Annotated in this window: 19 protein-coding genes; 14 read left to right on the top strand and 5 right to left on the bottom strand. The window is 63.8% G+C overall.

What is annotated here, in order from left to right; all coding sequences use genetic code 11:
• Positions 1-55: 55 nt before the first annotated feature.
• Both ACVC5H_RS06310 and ACVC5H_RS06305 read right to left on the bottom strand, forming a co-directional pair.
• Positions 56-1132 carry a maleylacetate reductase gene (locus ACVC5H_RS06310; RefSeq protein ID WP_489621514.1) on the bottom strand — a complete coding sequence of 359 codons (1077 nt, stop codon included), beginning with the start codon at positions 1130-1132 and terminating at the stop codon, positions 56-58.
• A gap of 16 nt (positions 1133-1148) precedes the next feature.
• Positions 1149-2015, bottom strand: coding sequence for an intradiol ring-cleavage dioxygenase (locus ACVC5H_RS06305; protein WP_489621513.1), 867 nt, complete (start codon positions 2013-2015; stop codon positions 1149-1151).
• A gap of 265 nt (positions 2016-2280) precedes the next feature.
• Here ACVC5H_RS06305 and ACVC5H_RS06300 point away from each other — a divergent pair, with 265 nt between their 5' ends.
• The 10 genes from ACVC5H_RS06300 (at position 2281) to ACVC5H_RS06255 (ending at position 14602) form a co-directional block, all read left to right on the top strand.
• Positions 2281-2865: a chalcone isomerase family protein gene (locus ACVC5H_RS06300; protein ID WP_489621512.1), complete on the top strand. Its 585-nt coding sequence runs from the start codon at positions 2281-2283 to the stop codon at positions 2863-2865.
• Complete coding sequence (locus ACVC5H_RS06295; RefSeq protein WP_489621511.1) at positions 2862-4115, top strand: MFS transporter; 1254 nt, start codon at positions 2862-2864, stop codon at positions 4113-4115. Before ACVC5H_RS06300 ends, ACVC5H_RS06295 begins: the two co-directional genes overlap by 4 nt.
• A gap of 21 nt (positions 4116-4136) precedes the next feature.
• On the top strand, positions 4137-5711 hold the full coding sequence (locus tag ACVC5H_RS06290) for a cryptochrome/photolyase family protein (protein ID WP_489621510.1): 1575 nt from the start codon (positions 4137-4139) through the stop codon (positions 5709-5711).
• Between the two features lie 226 nt (positions 5712-5937).
• The gene (locus ACVC5H_RS06285) at positions 5938-6576 is read left to right on the top strand and encodes a response regulator (protein WP_489621509.1); all 639 of its coding nucleotides are present in this window, start codon (positions 5938-5940) and stop codon (positions 6574-6576) included.
• Positions 6577-6605: 29 nt separating this feature from the next.
• Entirely contained in the window at positions 6606-8273 is a 1668-nt protein-coding gene (locus tag ACVC5H_RS06280; protein ID WP_489621508.1) for a sensor histidine kinase, read from the top strand.
• A 36-nt stretch (positions 8274-8309) separates the two neighbouring features.
• Positions 8310-8684, top strand: coding sequence for an Hpt domain-containing protein (locus tag ACVC5H_RS06275; protein WP_489621507.1), 375 nt, complete (start codon positions 8310-8312; stop codon positions 8682-8684).
• A gap of 31 nt (positions 8685-8715) precedes the next feature.
• Positions 8716-10983, top strand: coding sequence for a hybrid sensor histidine kinase/response regulator (locus tag ACVC5H_RS06270; RefSeq protein ID WP_489621506.1), 2268 nt, complete (start codon positions 8716-8718; stop codon positions 10981-10983).
• Between the two features lie 112 nt (positions 10984-11095).
• Positions 11096-12868 carry a methyl-accepting chemotaxis protein gene (locus tag ACVC5H_RS06265; RefSeq protein ID WP_489621505.1) on the top strand — a complete coding sequence of 591 codons (1773 nt, stop codon included), beginning with the start codon at positions 11096-11098 and terminating at the stop codon, positions 12866-12868.
• Between the two features lie 15 nt (positions 12869-12883).
• A complete protein-coding gene (locus ACVC5H_RS06260) occupies positions 12884-13849 on the top strand; it encodes a chemotaxis protein (RefSeq protein WP_489621504.1) in 966 nt (321 codons plus the stop codon).
• Positions 13850-14155: 306 nt separating this feature from the next.
• The gene (locus tag ACVC5H_RS06255; protein WP_489621503.1) at positions 14156-14602 is read left to right on the top strand and encodes a bacteriohemerythrin; all 447 of its coding nucleotides are present in this window, start codon (positions 14156-14158) and stop codon (positions 14600-14602) included.
• Between the two features lie 33 nt (positions 14603-14635).
• Here the strand turns inward: ACVC5H_RS06255 and ACVC5H_RS06250 are convergent, their stop codons facing one another.
• A complete protein-coding gene (locus tag ACVC5H_RS06250) occupies positions 14636-16279 on the bottom strand; it encodes an EAL domain-containing protein (RefSeq protein ID WP_489621502.1) in 1644 nt (547 codons plus the stop codon).
• A gap of 363 nt (positions 16280-16642) precedes the next feature.
• Here ACVC5H_RS06250 and ACVC5H_RS06245 point away from each other — a divergent pair, with 363 nt between their 5' ends.
• The 4 genes from ACVC5H_RS06245 (at position 16643) to ACVC5H_RS06230 (ending at position 20929) form a co-directional block, all read left to right on the top strand.
• Positions 16643-17152, top strand: coding sequence for a PAS domain-containing protein (locus ACVC5H_RS06245; RefSeq protein ID WP_489621501.1), 510 nt, complete (start codon positions 16643-16645; stop codon positions 17150-17152).
• Positions 17153-17205: 53 nt separating this feature from the next.
• Positions 17206-18570, top strand: a complete 1365-nt coding sequence (locus ACVC5H_RS06240) for an ATP-binding protein (RefSeq protein WP_489621500.1) — start codon at positions 17206-17208, stop codon at positions 18568-18570.
• Positions 18567-19913 carry a response regulator c-di-GMP phosphodiesterase, NosR family gene (gene nosR, locus ACVC5H_RS06235; RefSeq protein ID WP_489621499.1) on the top strand — a complete coding sequence of 449 codons (1347 nt, stop codon included), beginning with the start codon at positions 18567-18569 and terminating at the stop codon, positions 19911-19913. Before ACVC5H_RS06240 ends, nosR begins: the two co-directional genes overlap by 4 nt.
• 380 nt (positions 19914-20293) lie before the next feature.
• Complete coding sequence (locus ACVC5H_RS06230) at positions 20294-20929, top strand: response regulator transcription factor (protein ID WP_489621498.1); 636 nt, start codon at positions 20294-20296, stop codon at positions 20927-20929.
• A gap of 64 nt (positions 20930-20993) precedes the next feature.
• Here the strand turns inward: ACVC5H_RS06230 and ACVC5H_RS06225 are convergent, their stop codons facing one another.
• On the bottom strand, positions 20994-21716 hold the full coding sequence (locus ACVC5H_RS06225) for a GGDEF domain-containing protein (RefSeq protein ID WP_489622656.1): 723 nt from the start codon (positions 21714-21716) through the stop codon (positions 20994-20996).
• Entirely contained in the window at positions 21713-22102 is a 390-nt protein-coding gene (locus tag ACVC5H_RS06220) for a DUF1987 domain-containing protein (protein ID WP_489621497.1), read from the bottom strand. The genes ACVC5H_RS06225 and ACVC5H_RS06220 overlap by 4 nt, the downstream gene beginning before the upstream one ends.
• Positions 22103-22120: the final 18 nt, after the last annotated feature.

The following is a 22120-nucleotide window of genomic DNA, read 5'->3' as shown; positions in this document are numbered from 1 at the left end:
GTCTCCTCGTGGTTTGAATGTCTTCTACGTCACGCGTGTACCGCCACACTATACGTCACCCCGGCGGGTGCCCGTGCCAGGCATTCTCCAGCAAGGCCCGCAGTGCCGTACGCTCCAGCGGGCGCGGATTGGCATAGGCATTCTGCAAGGCAATGTCGGTGCAGCGATCCAGCTCGTCATGCGGCATGCCCAGCTCGCGCAAGGACAGCGGCGCCTGCAGCGCGCGCGCCAGCGCATGCACGCCCTGCGCAGCCTCCTCCACACCGAGCGCACGCGCGATGCGCTGCATGGCCTGTGACGCGGCCGGGGCGTTGTAGGCCAGCGCGTGCGGCAGGATCACGGTATGCGTCTGGGCGTGCGGCAGGTTGTAGCTGCCGCCCAGCGTATGGCACAGCTTGTGATGCAGCGACATGCCCACATTGCCCAGCACCGTGCCGCACAGCCAGGCACCGTACAGGCACTGGCTGCGAGCGGCCATGTCATCGGCGCGCACCAGCAGTTGCGGCAGTCCCCCGGCCAGGGCGCGCAGGCCCTCTTCGGCCAGCATCGACATGATCGGGTTGGCATCGGGCGCATAGAGGCCTTCGGCCGCGTGCGCCATGGCATTGATGCCGCTGGTTACCGACAGCTCCAGCGGCAGGCCCCGGCTCAGTTCGGGATCGTAGATGACCGTGCGCGGCAGCACGCGCGCATCGCGCCCGGTCTTCTTCAAACCTGCTTCGGTGATGCCGTAGATGGGCGTCATCTCGCTGCCGGCATAGGTGGTGGGGATGGCCAGGATGGGCAGGTCCGATTCCAGCGCGATGGCCTTGCCCAATCCCATCGTGGAACCGCCGCCGATGGCGATGGCGCAGTCCGCATCCAGTTCACGCGCCACCTCGCGGGCGTGGCGCGCGGTCTCGATGGGCACGTGCATGACGGCCTGGTCGAACAGCCCGGCACAGCGGTCGCCGATCAGCGCGGCGATGCGCTCGGCCTCGCCACGCTGGCCGGGCGTGCACAGCACCAGGGCGCGGCGCGCGCCCAGCAGTTCGGTCTCGCGCACCAGGTGTTGCAGGCTGCCGGCACCGAAGATCACGCGGGCCGCAGCGCTGGTATAGGTAAAGCCGTGTGCTGGAATGGAGGGGGACATGGCAGGCTCAGTGGCGTTATTTGCGCTGGGGGTTGAGGATGAAATCATAGTCCAGCGTGTAGAAAGGCTGGTCGCACTGCGTGCCATCGGGTGCAGTACCGGGCTCATGGCGTGGCCAGTCGGCGATGAGCGTGGAGCGTACGCCAAAGACGGCATCGGACTCCAGATAGGGATCGCCCCGGCGGAAGACGTGCGTGATGAGGGTCTCGTAGCCCTCGGCCTGGATACGGAAATGCAGGTGTGCCGGACGCCAGGGATGGCGGCCCAGGGTCTCCAGCATCTTGCCCACCGGCCCGTCATGCGGGATCGGATAGGAACTGGCGAGGATGCTGCGGAAGTGGTAGCGCCCTTGCGCATCGGCATGCAGCGTGCCGCGCGCCTGCCACTGCGCGAGGTCGGGATATTGCACGTCATAGAAACCGTCCTCATCGGCTTGCCATACCTCCAGCCGGGCGTGCGGGACGGGCTGGCCATCCAGCCCGCGCACGCAGCCGCTGACGAAGCAGGGCTGGCCCTTGGCGCCGTTGGCGATGTCCGCCCCCAGCGGATAGACCGGCGAATTCTCCACGTGGAAAGGACCGAACACGGTGGCCTCGGTACAGCCGGCCGGCTTGTGGTTCTGCTGCGCCATCACCAGGGTCGACAGGCCCAGGGTGTCGGAGAGGAGGATGAATTCCTGGCGCTTGTCCGAGCACAGCTGGCCAGTCTCGGTCAGGAAGCGGATGCCCTCGAACCATTCCGCCTCGGTCAGCTTGACCTCGCGGGCGAAGGCGTGCAGGTGCTGCACCAGGCTGGTCATGATCTGCCGCAGGCGTTCATCGGGCATGCCGGCGTGGCGCGCCAGGACGGCCTGGGTGATGGTGTCTTCGTTGAGATTGAGCATGGTCTCCTCGCGATGGGGGCAGGGTTTTGATTTTTTCGGTGAGCGGTAATATAGGCCATACCAGCCGGTAAATTAAAAATACTGATTGGTAGATTTTATCCGGCATTGGTAGTAATCTAGCCTCCTCTGCAAGCCCGACCGGACTCAGAAAGTGTATTGCCGGGTGTATTGCACACTGTGTTGCTACCGTATTCCAACTGTATTCCGACTGTATTGCCCGCTGTATTGCTGCTGGTGCCGCGTTTTGTCCATGAGGAGTCTCCCGATGTCCAAGGTCACCGTCCGCTCGCTCGACCTGCTGCGTCAGCAAGGCTGGCGCCTGGCCTGCTGCGTCTTCCTGCTGGCGCTGGTGGCGGTATGGCCCGGCCGTGCGGCGCAGGCGGCGCAACCCTGGCGCGAGGCGCTGCCCGGTTCGCTGCAGACGATCGGCAGCGGCACCATGACCTGGCTGGGTTTCCGCATCTATCACGCCACCCTGTGGGCGCCGCAAAAGCCGCTCGATGAGAGCCAGCCCTTTGCCCTGCAGCTGGACTACAAGGTCAAGATCAGCCGCGACAAGCTGGCCTCCACCTCCATCGAGGAAATCCAGCGCATGAGCCCGGCCCCCATCGCCGGCACCACCCTGGCGCGCTGGAAAAACGAACTGCACCGCGCCTTCATCGACGTGGCCGATGGCGACGAACTGGTCGGCGTCTACCTGCCCCAGCGCGGCATGCGCCTCTATGACCGGGACAAGCTGCTGGCCGAGATCGCCGATCCGGAACTGGCGCGCGCCTTCTTCAACATCTGGCTGGGCCAGCCCAGCCGCGACGACAACCTGCGCCGCCGCCTGCTCGGGGAGTCGCCTTGAGCGCGGTACCGGCCCCATCCGCCGCACCCGCCACGCGGACGAGCAACGCCGCTTACGGCGTGCTGGGCGCGCCGCTGGCGATGGCGGCGCTGCCGCTGTTCGTGCAGATTCCTGCGTATTACGCCAGCCATGTCGGCGTGGCGCTGGCGCCGCTGGGCTGGGTGCTGTTTGCCGCGCGCCTCCTGGACATGCTGCAGGATCCCCTGTTTGGTCACCTGCTGGACCGCTCGGCACAGCGCCAGAAGCGCTGGATGGCGGTTGCCGGCGTGGTGCTTGCGTCAACCTTCATCTGCCTCTGGAAGCCCCCTTCCACGGCCCAGGCCGCCATGCTCTGGCTGGTCGGCATGCTGGTGCTGGCTTATGGGGCGCATAGCATGCTGAGCATCGCCTATCTCTCCTGGGGTTCGCGCCTGCCGGAACAAGGCATGCGCGCCGTGGCCTGGCGTGAAGGCGCCGGCCTGGCCGGGGTGATCGTGGCCAGTGTGGTGCCGGTGGGCATCCTGGCGGCGGACCCGGCGCTGATCGATCAGCGCCTGACCTGGTATTGCCTGTGCTTCGCTGCGGTGCTGGGCCTGGCGCTGCTGTTGCTGCTGCGTCAGCCGGCGCCGCCGATGGTGGCGCAGGGCCAGCGCTGGCTGGTATCGCTGCGCGGCCTGTGGGCCAACCGGGCGTTCCGCTCCCTGCTGCCACCCTATCTGCTCAATGCCTTGTCGGCCGCCATTCCGGCCACGCTGGCGCTGTTCTTCATCGAAGATCAATTGCAGGAACGCGCACTGGCCGGACTCTTCCTGGCCGCCTACTTTGGCGCGGCCGCGCTGGGCCTGCCGCTGTGGAGCACCCTCGCACGGCGTTTCGGCACCATCGCCTGCTGGCGCCAGGCCATGCTGTTGTCCATCGCCGGCTTCGTCGGTGCGGTATTGCTGGGGCCGGGCGAGCGCTGGGCGTTTCTCGTCGTGTGCTTGGCCACCGGTGCGGCGCTGGGCGCCGATCTGCTGCTGCCGCCGGTTCTGCTGGCACGCGTGGTGACCCAGCCGGCCTCCACCGGTGCCGCCTTCGGCATCCTCACCATGCTGGGCAAGTTGGCCCTGGCGCTGGCGGGCATCGCGCTGACGCTGTTGTCGGCCCTCGATTACCACCCTGGACAGGGGCCCAGCTACAGCCTGCCCCTCGTCTACGCTGCCCTGCCCTGCGTACTGAAACTGGCCGCCTTCCTGGCGCTGGGGCGCTATGGACGCCGGTACAGCGTCTGAGCGATTGAACCTCGATTCACCATGAAGAAGAATGCCCACGCGCCGGTCCACCCGGCTTCCACTCTGCGCCTGATCCTGGGTGACCAGTTGAATCCGCAGCACTCCTGGTTCGACCACCTCGATCCAGAGGTGGTCTACGTGCTCATGGAAGTCCGTTCCGAAACCGACTACGTGTTGCACCATGCGCAAAAGATCCTGGCCCTCTTCGCCGCCATGCGCGCCTTCGCGGAGCAGTTGCGGGCGGCCGGCCATCGGGTGCGCTACATCCGACTGGATGATCCCAGCAACCGGCAATCGCTGGCGGACAATCTCGATGCGCTGGCCGCGCATTACCGGGCCCGTTGCGTGCAATGGCAATCCCCGGACGAATGGCGCGTTGACCAGGCCTTGCAGCAATGGGGAGAGGCATGGATGCAAGCGCACCAGGGACAGATCTCCATAGTGGATAGCGAACACTTCCTCACCGCCCGCCACGAATTGCCGTGCCTCTTCGAAGGCCGCAAGCAATGGCTGATGGAGCATTTCTATCGGCAGATGCGGCGGCGCTTCGAGTTGCTCCTCGATGGCGAAGGCAAGCCCGAGGGTGGCCAATGGAATTTCGACCACGACAACCGCAAGCGCTGGCCCGGCAATCCGCCTGAACCACAAGACTGGCGCCAGCCGCATGACCATGGCGCGCTGTGGGACATGCTGCAGGCCGCGGGCGTGCGCAGCTTCGGCGATCCGCAAGCCACGCAGTTGCGCTGGCCGCTGGACCGCGCCGAAGCCCTGCAGCATCTGGAGCATTTCGTCAGCACCGTGCTGCCGCACTTCGGCGACTACGAAGACGCCATGAGCAGCCAGGCCCAGCGCCTGTTCCATTGCTTGCTGTCGTTCGCGCTCAATGTGAAGATGCTGCACCCGCTGGAAGTGGTGCGCCGCGCCGAGGCCGCCTGGCGCGAAGGCCATGCACCCCTGGCGGCGGTGGAAGGTTTCATCCGCCAGATCATCGGCTGGCGTGAATATGTACGCGGCATCTACTGGTCGCAGATGCCCGGCTATGACGAGCGCAACGCCCTGGCGCACCAGCTGCCCCTGCCGGCCTGGTTCTGGACCGGCCAGACCCGCATGAACTGCCTGCGCCACGCCATCGGCCAGTCCCTCCAGACGGCCCACGCGCATCACATCCAGCGCCTGATGGTCATCGGCAATTTCGCCCTGCTGGCGGGGCTCGACCCCAAGGCCCTGCATCACTGGTACCTGGGCATCTACATCGATGCCTTCGAATGGGTGGAATTGCCCAATACCCTGGGCATGAGCCAGTGGGCCGACGGCGGCATCATCGCCACCAAGCCCTACGTGAGCAGCGCCGCCTACATCGGCCGCATGAGCGACTATTGCCAGGGCTGCGCCTACGACCCCAAGCAAAAGACCAGCGCCGAAGCCTGCCCCTTCAATGCCCTGTACTGGGATTTCTTCCTGCGCCACCAGGCCACCTTCGGCAACAATCCGCGCATGGGCATGGCCTTTCAGCAGATCAAAAAGATACCCGCAGCCGATATCACTGCCCTGCAGCAACGCGCGGCCGAACTGCGCAGCCGGCTCGATAGCCTTTGAAGCGCGCACCAGCACGCCTTCCCAAGCTACGGTAATTGCTGCCGATGCCTGTAAAAGCAGGCAAAATACACAAAATCTGACGAACTCACGAAATTCTCTGCATAATGGGCAGTCAAAAGCTTGCTCATCGGCACCACTGTTGCTTTTCGTCGAAAACCGATTATACCGAATTCAAATTCTATCTAATGAATTTGATTTATTTGTGTAAAATACCGATAATGGATTTATGAAAACCGCAAAGACAACCAGCTCCGAGGTCTGCACCACGCAGGAAGCGGCCCACATCCTGGGCATCTCGGTGTCCTCCGTTCAGCAACTGGTCGAGGCCGGCATCATCGAGGCCTGGAAGACCAAGGGTGGACATCGCCGCATCCCGCTGGCAGCCGTGCAGGCATACAAGGCCACGCCGGGCTCGTCCTCGGCCGGCGAGTCCGAGCATGGCCGCAGCAGTCCGGCGCCGCGTCCCGGCAATGGCCGCACGGCCGTGCTGATCATCGAGGACAACCGCCTGCAGCGCGAGCTGTACGCCAGCGCGCTGGCCTCCTGGGGCCTGCCGCTGGACCTGGTGTATTGCGACAACGGTTACAAGGCGCTCCTGGAGATCGCGCGCAGCAAACCCGACGTGGTGCTGGCCGATATCGTCATGGAAGGCATGGATGGCTACGAAGTGGTCAAGACCATCCTCCACGATCCGGAGCTGCAGGATGTGAGCATCGCTATCGTCAGCAGCCTGGATGCAGAAGAAATGGCGCAGCGGGGCGGTATTCCGGCCGGGGTGGTGTTCTTCCCCAAGCCGGTCAATTTTGATGAATTGCGCGGTTACATGCGGGCTTGCAGTGCTCGCAGGGAGCGCGAGACCCGCTAAGGGATCACCGAGGAAAGGCCTGCAGTGCCATGAATGACCGGAAACACCCCTCTCTTTCTCTCCGGTTCGCGCGCATCGACCTGCGCCTGGCCCTGGGCCTGTTTTCGCTGCTGCTGATCTGCGGTCTGTGGCTGGGGGCGCTGAAGGAACTCGGCACCAGTCGTGAAAACAACCTCGAAGACGCCCGCCGCGACGCCCAGTCGCTGTCGCGACTGTTCCTCGAACACGCCTACCGCACCATTGAGGCGGCCGACCAGGCCGCCGTCTATCTGCGCTACCGCTATGCCGAACGCGGCCAGTCGCTGGATCTGGCCACCGAGGTCAGCAACGGCCTGGTGGCGCGCAATGTCTACAACCTCTTCTCCATCGTCGATGCCAAGGGCGACGTGGTGCTCTCCAGCAAACCCTTCACCCCGCTGAACCTGTCTGACCGCGAGCACGTGCAGGTGCACATGCAGGGCGGCGAAGACAAGCTCTTCATCAGCAAGCCGGTGCTCGGGCGCGTCTCCAAGAAATGGTCGCTGCAGCTGACCCGCCGCATCAACCGCCCGGATGGCGGCTTCGGCGGCGTCGTCGTGGTCTCCATGGATCCGCAGTACTTCACCAGCCTGTACCACCAGATCGACGTCGGCCGCCATGGCGTGATCACGCTGCTCGGTGCCGATGGCGTGGCGCGCGTGCGGCGCACCGGCGAGATGGATTCCATGGGCGAGCAGGTCAGCGGTGGCAAGGTCTACGCCGCCATGCTGGCTCAGGGCACCGGCGTCATCGAGGCGGTGAGTCGCGTCGACGGCCGCGAACGCATCTATGCCTTCCACAAGCTGCGCGACTATCCGCTCTACGCCTCGGTGGGCATCGACATCGAAGAACGCCTGGCCCCCTATTACCGCGAACGCAACCGCACCCTGACGCTGGCCACCTTGATCACGCTGGCCGTGCTGATCTTCAATGCAGTGCTGATCTGGATGGCCGGCTCGCTGGTCAAGAGCCGCCAGGATGCCATGCAGGCCAGCCAGGCCAAGTCGCGCTTCCTGTCCAACATGTCGCATGAATTCCGCACACCGCTCAATGGCGTACTGGGCTATTCGGACGCCCTGCGCGAAGAACTGGGCGAGTCGCCCCTGGCGCAATATGCCACCGCCATCCATGACAGCGGCAACCGCCTTCTGGAACTGGTCGAGGCCATCCTCGAAGTGACAGCCCTGGAGGACCGCCGGGTGCCCGTTCAGCGCGAACCCGAGAACATCCGCGAACTGGTCGGCCAGGCCATTGCCCGCCATTACCAGAACGCCCAGGCCAAGGGGCTGCAGCTGGAATGCCGCATCAGCGATGACGTCCCGCAGATCGTCGTGTGCGACCAGCGCAAGGTGCTGCGCGTACTGGAAAACCTGATCGGCAATGCGGTGCGCTATACCGACACCGGGCGCATCCTGGTGGAGGTCGAACGTAGCGGCGGGCAGCTGGCAATCCGCATCAAGGACACCGGCATCGGCATTGCGGCCGGGCAACTCGATACCATCTTCGAGAAGTTCACCCAGGCCGATGACAGCGAACGGCGCGCCAAGGATGGCGCGGGCCTGGGCCTGACCATCGCGCAACGCCTGGTGACGCTCATGGGAGGCCAACTCATGTTACAGTCCAAACAACACCAAGGGTCTACATTCAGCTTCACATTGCCGCTGCAAGAGCCGAAGTAAATCGGCCGCGAACATATGAGAACAGAGGGGAAAAACGTGCATCTGGTCCAGTCACTTGACGACTATCACCATATCGACCCCAGCCACCTGCTGGAAGCCGTGGGCGGAGACGCCGGCACCGTCGCTGCGCTGGCGCGCACCTTCGTGGAGAGCGCGCCACCGATCTTCGCCCGGCTGGAGCAGGCGGCCCTGGCGGGCAACGCCGAGCGCAGCCGGCACGAAAGCCATACCTTGAAAGGCATGAGCGCGCTGTTCCAGGCCCAGGCCCTCACCACGCTGCTGCTGCAGACCGAGCAGGCCGCCCGCAACGGCCAGGCGCCGCGTCCGGAAGAACTGGCGCAACTGCAGGCCAGCTTTGCGCTGGTGCTGGAAGAAATCGGGCGCTGCGCGCGCTCCCTGCCCCAGTCCTGACCTGCAAGGGCAGCCTCTGCCCTGCCAGCCCATGACTTCTTCCATGCCCGCCACGCCGCGCATCCGCAAATCCGCCGTCACCCTCGGCGCCTTGCTGCTGGGGCTGCTGGCGGCCACCGTCATCGTTTCCGGCGCGCTGCTGTACCGCGCCAGCCTCAATGACTGGCGCAGCGACCTGGCGACTCTTTCCACGGCGCTGGCCGAAAGTACCGCCCAGAGCATTTCCTCGGCCCGGCTGGTACTGGACAGCATCCAGTCCGACATCGAAATGGCCAACGTCAGCGACGAGGCCCAGCTGCGCGAGCATGTCAGCACCGCCGCCTATTCCCAGACCCTGCGCGAGAAGATCCGCGGCCTGCCCTTCATCCAGGGCATCGGCATCAGCAATGCCCAGGGACGTGTCATCGCGCTCTCCCGCGTGTACCCGCCAACGACGGTGGATGTGGCGGACCGCGACTATTACTTCCACCACAGCCAGAGCGCCTCGACCGAGGATTTCCTGAGCGAAACCATCACTTCGCGTGCATCGGGCATACAGACCTTCTATCTCACCCGCCGCATCAACGACCGCGAAGGGCGCATGCTGGGCATCGTGATCGTGTCCCTGCCCTGCTCGTTCTTTGAAGATTTCTTCAGTGCCGTGATCAAGGACAAGCCCTTCTCCATCCTGCTGGCGCGCCAGGACGGAAAGCCGCTGATCGGTACTTCACTGGCGCACGACCACACCGCGCGGCGCGACATCAAGCCGCTGGCCGATCTGCATCTGCCGCGTCCGGCCGGCGTGGACGACAAAGCGCCTTATGTCTTCATGCAATCGCACTGGCTGGGCGTGCACCGGCCCGTGCGCAATGCGCCGATGTACCTGGAGATCGGCGTGACCGACAAGGTGTATTTCAGTGAATGGCTGGAATCGATGTACCCCTTGATGCTGGTGGCGGTCGTCAGCCTGGTCGGCCTGATCGGCGGCTTCGGGGTGGCCTTGCGCCAGGTGCAGCGGCGCGAGCAGGATGCCCAACTGGCCCTGCAGATGAAAGAAGAAGCCGACCACGCCAACGAAGCCAAGTCGCGCTTCCTGGCCATGGTCAGCCATGAAATCCGCACTCCCATGAACGGCATCTTGGGCCTGTCTGAACTGCTGATGGAGTCGGGCCTGTCGACCAAGCAGCGGCACTACGCCGACAGCATCCACAATGCCACCGGCGGACTGGTGCGCATCATCAACGACATCCTGGATTTTTCCAAGATCGAATCCGGCAAGCTCGATCTGGAAGAGGTGCCTTTCCATCCGGCGCGGCTGGTGCGCGAGGTGGCCGAACTGTACCGGCCTTCGATCCACAACAAGGAGGTGCAGCTGGACGTGCGCATCGATTGCGACGACGCCCTCTGCCTGGTCGGCGACCCCGCGCGGCTGAAGCAGGTGCTGGGCAACCTCCTGAGCAATGCCATCAAGTTCACCCAGGCCGGCTACGTGCGGCTGAGCATGGCGGCCCAGCCTGAAGAGGCCACACCACCGCGCTTTCGACTCTTCTTTGCCATTGCCGACAGCGGCATCGGCATTTCGCCCGAAGCCCTGACCCAGCTCTTCCAGCCCTTCACCCAGGCCGACAGCTCGATCTCCCGCCGCTTCGGCGGCACCGGGCTGGGGCTGGCCATCTGCAAGAACCTGGTGGAACTGATGGGCGGCCAGATCGCCTGCCAGAGCGTGCCGGGCCATTCCACCAAGTTCAGCTTTGACATCCTGTGCCCGGAAGGCGTGGCGCCAGCCAGCACACGGCAGGGCAATGCCGCGCCCGCCCCGCAGAGCGCCGCCAGCCCGCCGCAGCCCGCCCCGGCAGTACCAGTGGCCACGCTGGCGCCAGCGCCTGTCACGCTCACCGGCGCGCGCATCCTGGTGGCCGAGGACACCGAGATCAACCGCCAGTTGCTGCGCATCCTGCTGGCGCGCCGCGGCTGCATCCTCGACGAGGTGGAAAACGGCCAGCAGGCGCTGGAGGCCTTGCGCAACGGCAGCTACGACATGGTGCTGATGGACTGCATGATGCCCATCATGGACGGCTACCAGGCCACCGCCGAGATCCGCGCCTTCGAACAGGCCCAGGGACGCCCGCGCACACCCATCATCGCCCTCACGGCCAGCGCCATCGAAGGCGACCGCCAGCGCTGCCTGGATGCCGGCATGGACGATTACCTCAGCAAGCCCTTCACCCAGGTCGGCCTGATGAACGCGGTGGAAAAATGGCTGCAAAACCATGAAACCGGCCTGCATGAGCCTGATTCAGGAAAATCCTTAAGGAAATAAAACAACTGCTTAATTTGTTTTATTTGATTTATTTGCTGCACCATCCTATGATGGTTCCTGAGCGCGCCGATATTCATTTCAACTACGCGCGCAACTATCAGGAGTCGTCATCATGAAATGGTTCTACGATCTGAAGATCGCCCACAAGCTCAATGCCGCCTTTTTGGTGGTATTGGTGTTCATCGTGGCCCTTGGTGGCTTCTCCATTGCGCAGTTGGCACAGGTGAACAAGGCTTCCACGGATATCGCCACCAACTGGCTGCCCAGCATCGACAGCCTGTCCAAGATGAGCCTGGCGCTGGCCCGCTCGCGCAGCTTCGACATGCAGCAACTGCTGACCGACGACAAAAAGGAAGAACAGGCGTCCCGCGAGCGCGCCAGCAAGCAGATGGCGCTGTTGGAGAAGGAGGTGACGCGCTACGGCACCCTCGTTTCGGAGCCGCGCGAGAAAGAGCTGTACCCAGAGATCCAGCGCAACATGGCCGACTACAAGGCAGCCCATGAGCGCATAACAAAACTGTTCACGGAGGGCCAGAAGCAAGCCGGCCACGAGGTGCTCAATACCAGCTCTACCCCCGTCTATCGCAAGTTGCAAGACCAGATCAGTGAGCTCACCGAGGTCAACAGCAAAGGCGCCGCAGCCTCTGACCAGCAGGCGAACCACGTGTATGAACAAGCCCGCCTGGCCATCTTGATGCTCATCGGGTGCTGCATCGCCCTGGCCATGGCCCTGTCCTGGTGGATTGCACGTCTGGTGGCCCGTCCGCTGACCCAGGCTGTCGCCATCGCCCGCCAGGTGGCCGGCGGCGACCTGACCGCCCGCATCCCCGAGAACGCCGGCCGCGACGAAACCGGCCAGTTGATGGCCGCCCTGAAGCAGATGAACGACAGCCTGCTCAACATCGTCCACGAAGTGCGCATCGGCACCGACACCATCAGCACCGCCTCGGCCGAGATCGCTACGGGCAACATGGACCTGTCCTCGCGTACCGAACAGCAAGCCGGCGCCCTGGAAGAAACCGCCTCGGCCATGGAAGAACTGACCTCCACCGTGCGCCAGAACTCCGACAATGCACGCCAGGCCAACCAGCTGGCGGTCTCTGCGTCGGAGGTGGCCCAGGCTGGAGGCCAGGTGGTGGGCAAGGTAGTTCATACCATGGGTGCCATCAATGAATCCTCGCGCAGAATTGTGGACATCATCTCGGTCATCGACGGCATCGCCTTCCAGACCAACATCCTGGCCCTGAATGCCGCCGTGGAAGCGGCCCGCGCCGGGGAACAGGGACGCGGCTTCGCGGTGGTCGCCTCTGAGGTGCGCTCGCTGGCCCAGCGCAGCGCCTCGGCAGCGCGTGAAATCAAGACCCTCATTGACGATTCGGTGGCCAAGGTCGAGACCGGCACCGAGCTGGTCGGCGAAGCCGGCCAGACCATGGATGAAGTGGTGGCCAGCGTCAAGCGCGTCTCCGACATCGTGGCCGAGATCACGGCGGCCAGTGCCGAGCAGAGCCAGGGCATCGAACAGATCAACAATGCCGTGGTGCAGATGGATGAAAACACCCAGCAGAACGCCGCGCTGGTCGAACAGGCCGCCGCTGCCGCCAAGGCCCTGCAGGAACAGGCTGCGCGCCTGACGCAGACGGTCGGCGTGTTCCGCCTCGATAGCGGCGCTCAGGCGGCACCGGCCCGCGCCAAGCCCGTTGAGCCGGTCCAAGCCACCCAGCCCGCCAAGCGTAGTGCCGCACCGCGCGACGTCACCCCGGCCCGTGCCGCCGTGAGCGCCCCGCGTGCCAGGACAATCGCCCGGCCAGCCGCCGCAGCAGCGCCGGCCGGCTCGCCCAAGAGCAAGCATGACAGCGCCGACAACGGCGACTGGGAACAATTCTGATCAATCGGGGACACCATGGACGCCTTTCAAAAAGAAATCGACGAACGTACCAACCTGACTTCCAGCAACAAGTTCGAACTGCTGCTCTTCCGTGTCGGCACTCCCGACGGCAGCACGGAAAAGCCCGGCGAACTGTACGGCATCAACGTGTTCAAGATCCGCGAGATCGTGCCCATGATGGACATTACTGCCGCAGCCGGGATGCGCTCGCCGATGCTGGGCATGGTCAACATCCGCGGCCAGGTGATGTCGGTGGTGGACCTGCCGGCCATAGCGGGCTGCAAGGCCGGACACGGCCTGAATATCCTGCTCATCACCGAGTTCGCCCGCCATACGCAGGCTTTCGCGGTGGAATCGGTGGAAGAGATCGTGCGCCTGGACTGGAGCCAGGTCTTGCCGGCCGACTCCAGTGCCCACGGCAACGTGGTCACCAGCATCGCCCGCCTCGATTCGGCCCAGGACGGTGGCCGCCTGGTGCAGGTGCTGGACGTCGAACAGATCCTCAACATGGTCTCGCCGGTCAAGGAGCAGATGCAGCCACCGCCGCCCGAGAGCAGCAACGCATTGAAGATCAAGCCGGGCTCGGTGGTACTGGCCGCAGATGATTCGCGCATGGCCCGGGCCCTGATCGAACAATGCCTGACCGACCTCAAGCTGCCCTACATCATGACCAACGACGGCCTGCAAGCCTGGAACAAGCTCAAGGAGCTGGCCCAGCAGGCCGAGCAGGAGGGCAAGCCGCTCACCGACAAGGTGGCCATGGTGCTGACCGACCTGGAGATGCCGGAGATGGATGGTTTCACCCTGACCCGCAAGATCAAGGCCTCGGACCTCTACAAGCAATTGCCGGTGGTGATTCATTCTTCACTGACCGGCGCCGCCAACGAAGACCATGTGCGCTCGGTGGGCGCCAATGGCTACGTCGCAAAGTTTTCACCGCCTGACCTGGCAGCAATGCTGCGCAAGGTGCTGCCCCCCTGACGGCACCTACTTGCAGAGCCAGCAACGGCGCTTTTTACAAGCGCACGGCCGACGCAATGTCGGCCGGCAACACCCGCACCACGCCACCCTCACCGGTGGCGTGGTGCTTTGTGCCTGATCGATGCGCGCGCATGCGGCGCTGATGCCGACCAATCCTGACCGGATTGAGCTATCTCAAAATATTTCGAGATCAAGCTTCTAGAATCAATAGTGAACATCCCTCCCGCGAGCCTTGCTCTTGCTGGCGATGCGGATGTCTCCGCCCCGACCCGCGTGGGGGTCGTATCCTGCTGCAGGAGGCTGGTCATGCCCCATACTGCCGATCCCGTTGCCCCCCTGCCCGGCAGTACCGATGCAGGCATGCTGGCCCAGCGCATTCCGACCCTGCTGGCCGAGATGGATGCGGAACACCGCGAGGTGCTGGAGAGTGTGGCCGCGCTGGCGGTGGTGCCGCCAGCGCGCTTTGCCAGCGCCTATGCCGCCCTGGTGGCGCAGATCGAGGAAGGATTCCGGGAAGAAGAGAAAATGATGGACGCCATCGGCTACGCCGAACTGCGCGCCCATCGCCGCGACCATGCGGAACTGCTGGCCCTGATGCATCGCCTGCGGCCCTATCTGGACGACGGCAACGCCCCGCTGGCCGATATCGTGATGGGGATGATCCCGGCCATGCTGGTGCGGCATATGGCGGGGATGGACCAGGCCCTGGCGCTGGCTTTACGCCTGCATGGCGGCCTGGCGGACCCGGCCTGAACGGCGCTGGCTGGCCGGCCGACCGCTCCGCAATCAGGCTTGCAGGGGCAGGGAGGCCGGCACGCCGGCTTCGGTGACGGATTCGGGCCGGCGGATGATCTCCGGACCGGCACCGTAGTCGGCCAGTGTCACCCGGTAGAAATCAATGAATTGCGCCGCCGGCATGGGCTTGGCAAACAGCCAGCCCTGGGCGAAATCCACCCCGTGTTCGCTCAGGTAGGCGGCCTGCTCCAGCGTTTCCACACCTTCGGCGACGATGTGCAGGTCCAGGCTCTTGGCCATGGCGATGATGTGGTCGATCACGGCACTGGTGGCCGCCCCCGTGCCGATGGTGCTGACGAAGGACTTGTCGATCTTCAGCGCATCCATGGGCAAACCCTGCAGGTATTGCAGGTTCGAATAGCCGGTACCGAAATCATCCAGTGCCATGGAGTGGCCCAGCTCCCGTGCCCGCGCCAGGGTGACGCGCGCTGCAGCGATATCCATGCAACCGCGTTCGGTGGCTTCCATCCAGAACTGCTCGGTGCGGATGTCGGCGCCCGCCAGGGTCTGGCCGAGCACATCGAGGATGCGGCCGGTCTTGATGTCCTGGGCGGCGACGTTGACGGCCACGTGCAGCGCGCGATCGGCGCGCAATGTGTCACCCAGTTCCTTGACCACGGTGGCGATGACCAGATCGGTCATCGGCAGGATCAGGCCGCTTTCCTCGGCCAGCGGCACGAACAGGTCCGGCCGCACGATGCTGCCATCCGGACGACGCCATCGGATCAGCGCTTCGGCACCCATGCAGCGGCCGCTGGCCAGCTCGATGATGGGCTGGTAATGGACGATGAATTCCTTCTTGCGCACCGCCAGTTGCAATTCGGCCAGAGGCGACAGCCGGGCCTGCGAGACCCGCAGCACCAGCACGACCAGCCCCAGCGCCAGCAGCATGCCCACCGGCAGGAACCAGTGCTGCTCGCTGGTCATGGTCTCCAGCACGTGCTGGCCATCGGTCAGGGCGGCCGCCGTCCAGCCGTCGCGGCTGACGGTAGAGACAAAGAATCCGTCGAAATCCTGGTTACCCAGTCCGCGCAACGCGCGCCCGGCCATACCGGTCGAGACCGGCATGCCATATTGCGCCACCAGGCCGATGCCATTGCGCGCCAGCACCACGTGCACACCGTCTTCCAGCACCACGTCGACAAAGCGCTCGCGATGCACCAGCGCCACGTGGGCGCCATACCGGACCGCCATCATGCTGGGGCCATCAGTGACGAAGGAAGCCTGGTTCAATGCCACGCCAACACCGTCGCCGGTAGTGAACGTGGACTTGGGCTGCGGCCGGCGCAGCGCCTGGGCCTGGCGATCCCAGGAGGTGCATTTGAGCAGACCGTTTTCGTAATAGCCCATTTCTTCGATGGCGGCGGAATTGACGGTAATGAGCCGCATCTGCACGATGTGTTCATCCGAACAGGGATGCAGCAACAGTGGCGACAAGGCCTTCAGCGACAGCTGCGTAGACTGGAAGGTGGTTTCGGCACGCTCGACCACGGTCTGGGCATAGCGGGTGAGCCGCTCATGCTCGGACTGGATCACCGCCTGGCGCGACAGCCACAGCATGCCGGTCACCGGCGCCGTCGCCGCCACGATGGTGGCAATGATGGTCAGCACCACCACCTTGCTCTTGTTGTTCACGTTCCATCCCCCTAGTGCCGCTAACTTGTCCGCGGCTGGTCCGAATCAGATCCCGTTGATTTGATACTCATCATTAGACCGTGTTTAAACAATTAAATCAATTTAATCATTTTATAAACTCTAAATCGTTTTTGCATGGCCTGAGAATGGTCTTCTCCGCGCACCGGGCATTCCCTTGTTTTTCATTTAAAATCATATAGATACAAAACAAAACAGGGCCACTGCCCGGCCCCTTGGCCGGTGCCGCCTCAGTTGGACGCGCGCAACGAATTTATTAATTACCAGACCAGGCAATCATTTTTTTAGCGATTTAAATGAATTTGTGCTTTAATGATTCCATCGATCAATTTCTGGGAGTCGATGATGCGTCTGAATCTGCCGGTGACCGAGCAAGAGCGCGAGATTGACGCCCATGCCTCGATCGTCTCAAGAACTGATCTGCAGGGCCGCATCACCTACGTCAATCCGGCCTTCGTGAGCATCAGCGGCTTCAGCGAGCAGGAGCTGATCGGTGCGCCGCAGAACATCGTGCGCCATCCGGACATGCCGGAACTGATCTTCGGCGACCTCTGGAGCAGGCTCAAGGCAGGCTTGCCGTGGACCGGGCTGCTCAAGAACCGCTGCAAGAATGGCGATTTCTACTGGGTCAGGGCCAATGTCATGCCCATGTGGGAGCGCGGTGTCTGCACCGGCTACGTCTCGGTGCGCATCAAGGTCAGCCGCGCGGAGATCGATGCGGCAGAACAGGCTTATCGGGAACTGAACCAGGCCAGCGCGCGCGTGGCGCAGCAGCGCGGCGATGCGGTTCCGGCGGCCCAGCACGGCACACTGCGCCAGCGCAGCCGTCCGACACCGGCCCGCTGCGCAACATGAACGGAGAGCCCGGCTCCAGCCCCCGCTATGGAGCCATTGCCAGGGAGGCAAACATGGGACATTGCGATGCATCGATGGTCAACGAGTGCGTCCACCTGCGTCCGCAGGCCGAGGAACCACTCGATACCTGCGCACTGGTCAAGGCCAATGCGCGCTACCGCCACATCATCGGCAACACCCCGGCGATCATCTACAGCAGCGTGCCTTCGGGGGATTTCAAGCTCACCTTCGTGAGCGAAAACGCCTCGCGCCTGCTGGGCTACGAGCCCTGGGAAATGCTGGACGATCCCAACTTCTGGTTCAACCACATCCATCCCGACGATACCGCCGCGATCTTCTCCAGCCTGGCCATGCTGTTCGTGGAAGACCAGAAGATCTACGAATACCGTTTCCGCACCCACGATGGCAGCTACCTGTGGATGCACGACACCCTGCGCCTGATCCGCGATGCCGACGGCATGCCCCTGGAAGTGATCGGCCTGATGACCGACATCACCGGCCGCAAGCAGCTGGAAGATGCCCTGCAGCGCCAGGCCGAGGAACAGAGCGCCCTGATCGAGCAGCTCAAGATGGCCCAGGCGCAACTGATGCAATCCGAGAAGCTGGCTTCCATCGGCCAGCTCGCCGCCGGCGTGGCCCACGAGATCAACAACCCGATCGGCTTCGTCAACGCCAACCTCAACACCCTGGGCAACTACGTCGCCACACTGCTCGAAGGCATCAAGCTGTACCAGTGCGTCACCAGCGGCAACCTGCCCTCCAGCGTGGCGCAGTCGGAACTGAAGTCCTTCGAGGACCGCGCCGACCTGCAATTCCTGAGCGAAGACGTCACCGAACTGCTGGCCGAATCCAACGAGGGCCTGCAGCGCGTCAAGAGCATCGTGCAGTCGCTCAAGGATTTCTCGCGCACCGGCGAGAGCAACTGGCAGATGGCCGACCTGCATCGCGGCCTGGACAGCACCCTCAACATCGCCAACAACGAACTGAAGTACAAGGTCACCATCATCAAGGAATATGGCGAGCTGCCCATGGTCAAATGCCTGGCTTCGGAACTGAACCAGGTCTTCATGAACCTGCTGGTCAATGCCGCCCAGGCCATCCACGACCGCGGCAGCGTGACCATCCGCACCGAGCGCGTCGGCCAACGCGTGGCCGTGAGCATCAGCGACACCGGCCACGGCATCGCACCGGAACACATCAACCGCATCTTCGAACCTTTCTTCACCACCAAGCCGGTCGGCAGCGGGACCGGCCTGGGATTGTCGCTGTCCTACGGCATCATCAAGAAGCATGGCGGCGACATTCATGTCAGCAGCGCACCGGGCAGAGGCACCACCTTCCGGATCGAATTGCCCATCGATCCCGCCAGCGCCCAGCCGTCGAGCATGGCCTCGGGCGAACCAGGAGAAGCATCATGACCGCCATCCATAGCCAGGAACTCCAGACCCTGCAACAAGCCGACCCGTTCGCCCTGCCGCCGCCGTGCGTGCTGCTGGTTGATGACGAGCAGAGCATCCTGTCGGCCCTGAAGCGCACCTTCCGGCCCCAGGGCTACCGCCTGCTGACCGCCACCAGCGCCGAAGCCGGCCTGGACATCCTGGCCAGCGCCGAAGTGGACCTGGTGATCTCCGACATGCGCATGCCCGGCATGAACGGCGCCCAGTTCCTGGCCCAGGTCAGGCAGCAGTGGCCGGCCACCATGCGCATCCTGCTGACCGGCTATTCCGAGATCGGCAGCACCATCTCGGCCATCAACGATGGCGGCATCCACCATTACCTCGCCAAGCCCTGGGAAGACCGCGAGCTGCTCATGACGGTCGCCCACGCCCTGGAGGAACAGCAACTGCGCAAGCAGAAGATGGCGCTGGAACGCAAGGTGCGCGAGCAGAACCAGCAACTGGCCGACTTCAACCGCCAGCTGGAACGCCAGGTACAGTCGCGCACCGAAGAGCTGCGCCAGACCGTGCTGTTCCTGGAAAACGCCCAGGAAGAGGAACACAAAGCCTTCCTCTCGATGCTGCACGTGTTCTCCGACATCAGCGAACTGCGCGCGGGCCTGGCCAACGGCCAGTCGGCCCGCATTGCGCGCTGGTGTGAACAATTGGCGCTGCGCATGGGCATGAACAGCCATCACGCCAAGGACACCATGATGGCCGGCATGCTGCACGGCATCGGCAAGCTGGACCTGTCCGATGAACTGGTGAAGAAGCCCATCGAGAAGATGAGCAGTGACGAGCTGCAGCGCTTCCTGTGGCATCCGGTGAAGGGGCAGATGCTGCTCACGCCCATCCCGACCCTGGCCGAGACCGGGGAGATCATCCGCCACCAGCACGAGCGCTATGACGGTCGGGGCGTGCCGGAAAGCCTTTCGGGCGATGCCATTCCGCTGGGCGCGCGCATCCTGGCCGTGGTGCGCGACTTCGAAGGCCTGTGCAACGGCGGCATCACCAGCCACAACGTCAGCCCCGAGAAAGCCCTGTCCATGCTGCGCACCCACGCCGGCCATCGCTATGACCCGCTGGTGGTCAACACCTTCATCGCCATGATGGAAGAGCAGCGCCTGGCCATGGAACAGCAGACCCGCCTGCTGGCCCCGCAGGACCTGCGCGTGGGCATGAAGCTGGCCGAGGACCTGCGCACCAGGTCCGGCGTGCTGCTGCTGAACAAGGAACACGTGCTGGACGAAGCCATCCTGGCGCGCCTGCGCCGCTTCGAACAGATCGACGAGATGCCGCTGAAGGCCAAGATCCTGTTGCACTGACCCGCACCGCTTCGGCCAGGCTGCGCACCCATTGCCTGGCCGACGTCTCCCGTTCCTGCCATTTTGCCAATACCGCCGAGATGAGCTGGTGCTGCAGCGGCAAGGACCCCGACCACCTCCCGTTGTCCATCGCCAGGCTGCACCAAGCGGCGTTGCGCCACTGAGCAGGCGCCTGATCTAGAAATTATTTGAAGAATTTCTAGAACTAATTCTAAGTCTCCCCCATAAAACTTCCTTTCTCTCGACCAAGTTCGATAGCGAAGAGAAACTGCGTTTTTCTTCCCGCATGTCCTCGTTACCGGCAATCGGACAGCCCAATGAGGGAGCGGAGAAGCCCGTTAGATTGGTCCGATGCGTCGCATCGCTCAAGGGAGAACAACGTGACAACTGCACATCTCGCTCACATCGTCGGTGGTGAAGAAGCTCTCGGTGGCCCGCTGGTCCGCCTGCTGGAGGCCGCCGGATTCCACGTCGCCCATCACCCGTCGGCGGACCAGTTCCTGCAGGAGACCCGCGGCAACTCTCCGGGCGGGCTGGTCCTGGAAGTCCACATGCAGAATCTGGACGCACCACGGCTGCGTTCGCTGCTCGATGAGCGTGCGCTGGGGCGGCCGCTGATCGTCTTCACGGGGGCTGCACCGGCGAGCTCACTGGAGAACAGCCCTCCTGCCGCCAACGACAACAACCAGCACAGTTACGCGGCAGCGGTGGCCGAGAACGGTACCCAGCCGATGTTGCGCCAGCAACTGGTGGAAGCCTTCCGCGGCGCGCTCATGCCCTTTGATGAATCCGGTCCGCAGATGCAGCAGCGGCAGGAACATCATCAGCGCCTGAAGACCTTGACCCGGCGCGAACGCGAAGTGCTGGAACGATTGGTGAAGGGACGGCTGAACAAGCAGATCGCCGCCGAACTGGGGACTTCCGAACGCACCGTGAAGGCGCATCGCCAGCAGGTCATGCGCAAGATGAATGCCGGCTCGCTGGCCGCGCTGGTGGCGGCGATGACGCGCTACTGAAAAAACTGACGGGCAGACGGGCAAGGCCCTCTGCCCGTTTCCATTTGATGCTGGCCAGCGGCATTCAGCCGGTGACCGACTCTTCCGATTCCACCCGATTGCGCCCGCCGCGCTTGGCCTGGTACAAAGCCTGGTCGGCACGGGCATAGGCGTCTTCGAAATCGCTGCCGGCATGAGCCCATGCCACACCGAAGCTGGAAGTGACCGGACGCGCCGGCAGGCACTGGAAACGTTCGCCGGCAATGGCCTGGCGAATCTCTCCGGCCAGCAGCACCGACTGTTCCAGCGCCATCTCGGCCAGCAGGATGGTGAATTCTTCCCCCCCTACCCGGCCGATCACGCCATTGCCCGACAGCGTGGTGCGCAGGCGGCCGACCAGTTCGCGGATCACCGCGTCACCGGCGGGATGGCCGAATTCGTCATTGATACGCTTGAAGAAATCGATGTCCAGCACGATCAACGACATCGACGATTTTTCCAGAATCTGATGGGCACGCTCGAACACCGCACCACGGTTGAGGGCACCGGTCAGGTTGTCGTGCCGGGCCTTGTAATCCAGCTCGTCGCTGAGCTGTTTCAGGCGTGCATTGAGCAGATTGAGTTCGCGCTCGGTGCGGTCGCTGCGCGAGATGAGGCGGCGGCTCTGGCGCATCAGCTGGCCGTAGTGCTGTACCAGTTCTTCCAGCGCCGCGCGGTGACTGGCGGGGTCGCTGGCAGGGTCGGCCAGCACCGCATTGGCGCGATGCAGGGCCTCGGCTTCGGCCGCAAAAAGGTCGCCGTCCATCAGCTCTGGACCGCGTGATCGTGGAAGACCAGCGCGGCAAAGTCTTCCTGCAATTCCTGGCCGAATTCGAAGATGGTGTCGTCTTCCTCGTCGTGGTACCAGTTGAGGACGACTTCGGTGCCGCTCTCGGCCTTCTCGTTCAAGGCATCGAAGAGCGCGAACAGCATCTTGGTGCTGGAACTGTTGAAGTAAGCCAGCGCCACGTTGACGGTGATGGTGCCACCGTCGTCGTCCTCGGCCAGGAAGCGGCGCAGCGTGGCGATGATCTCGCCCCAGAACTGGGCTGCGTTTTCGGGATAGGATTCGCCCTTCAGCGAAAGCCGGCGCTGGTCGAAACGGAAATCCACCTCGGGGGAGCTGGCGCTGGCGGCGATGAATAAATTGTCCATGGTGTCGTATGTCAGAGG

Source organism: Herbaspirillum sp. Her3, assembly GCF_057961275.1.
Note: the sequence above shows the minus strand (reverse complement) of the source record. Positions and strands in the feature narration are given on the sequence as shown.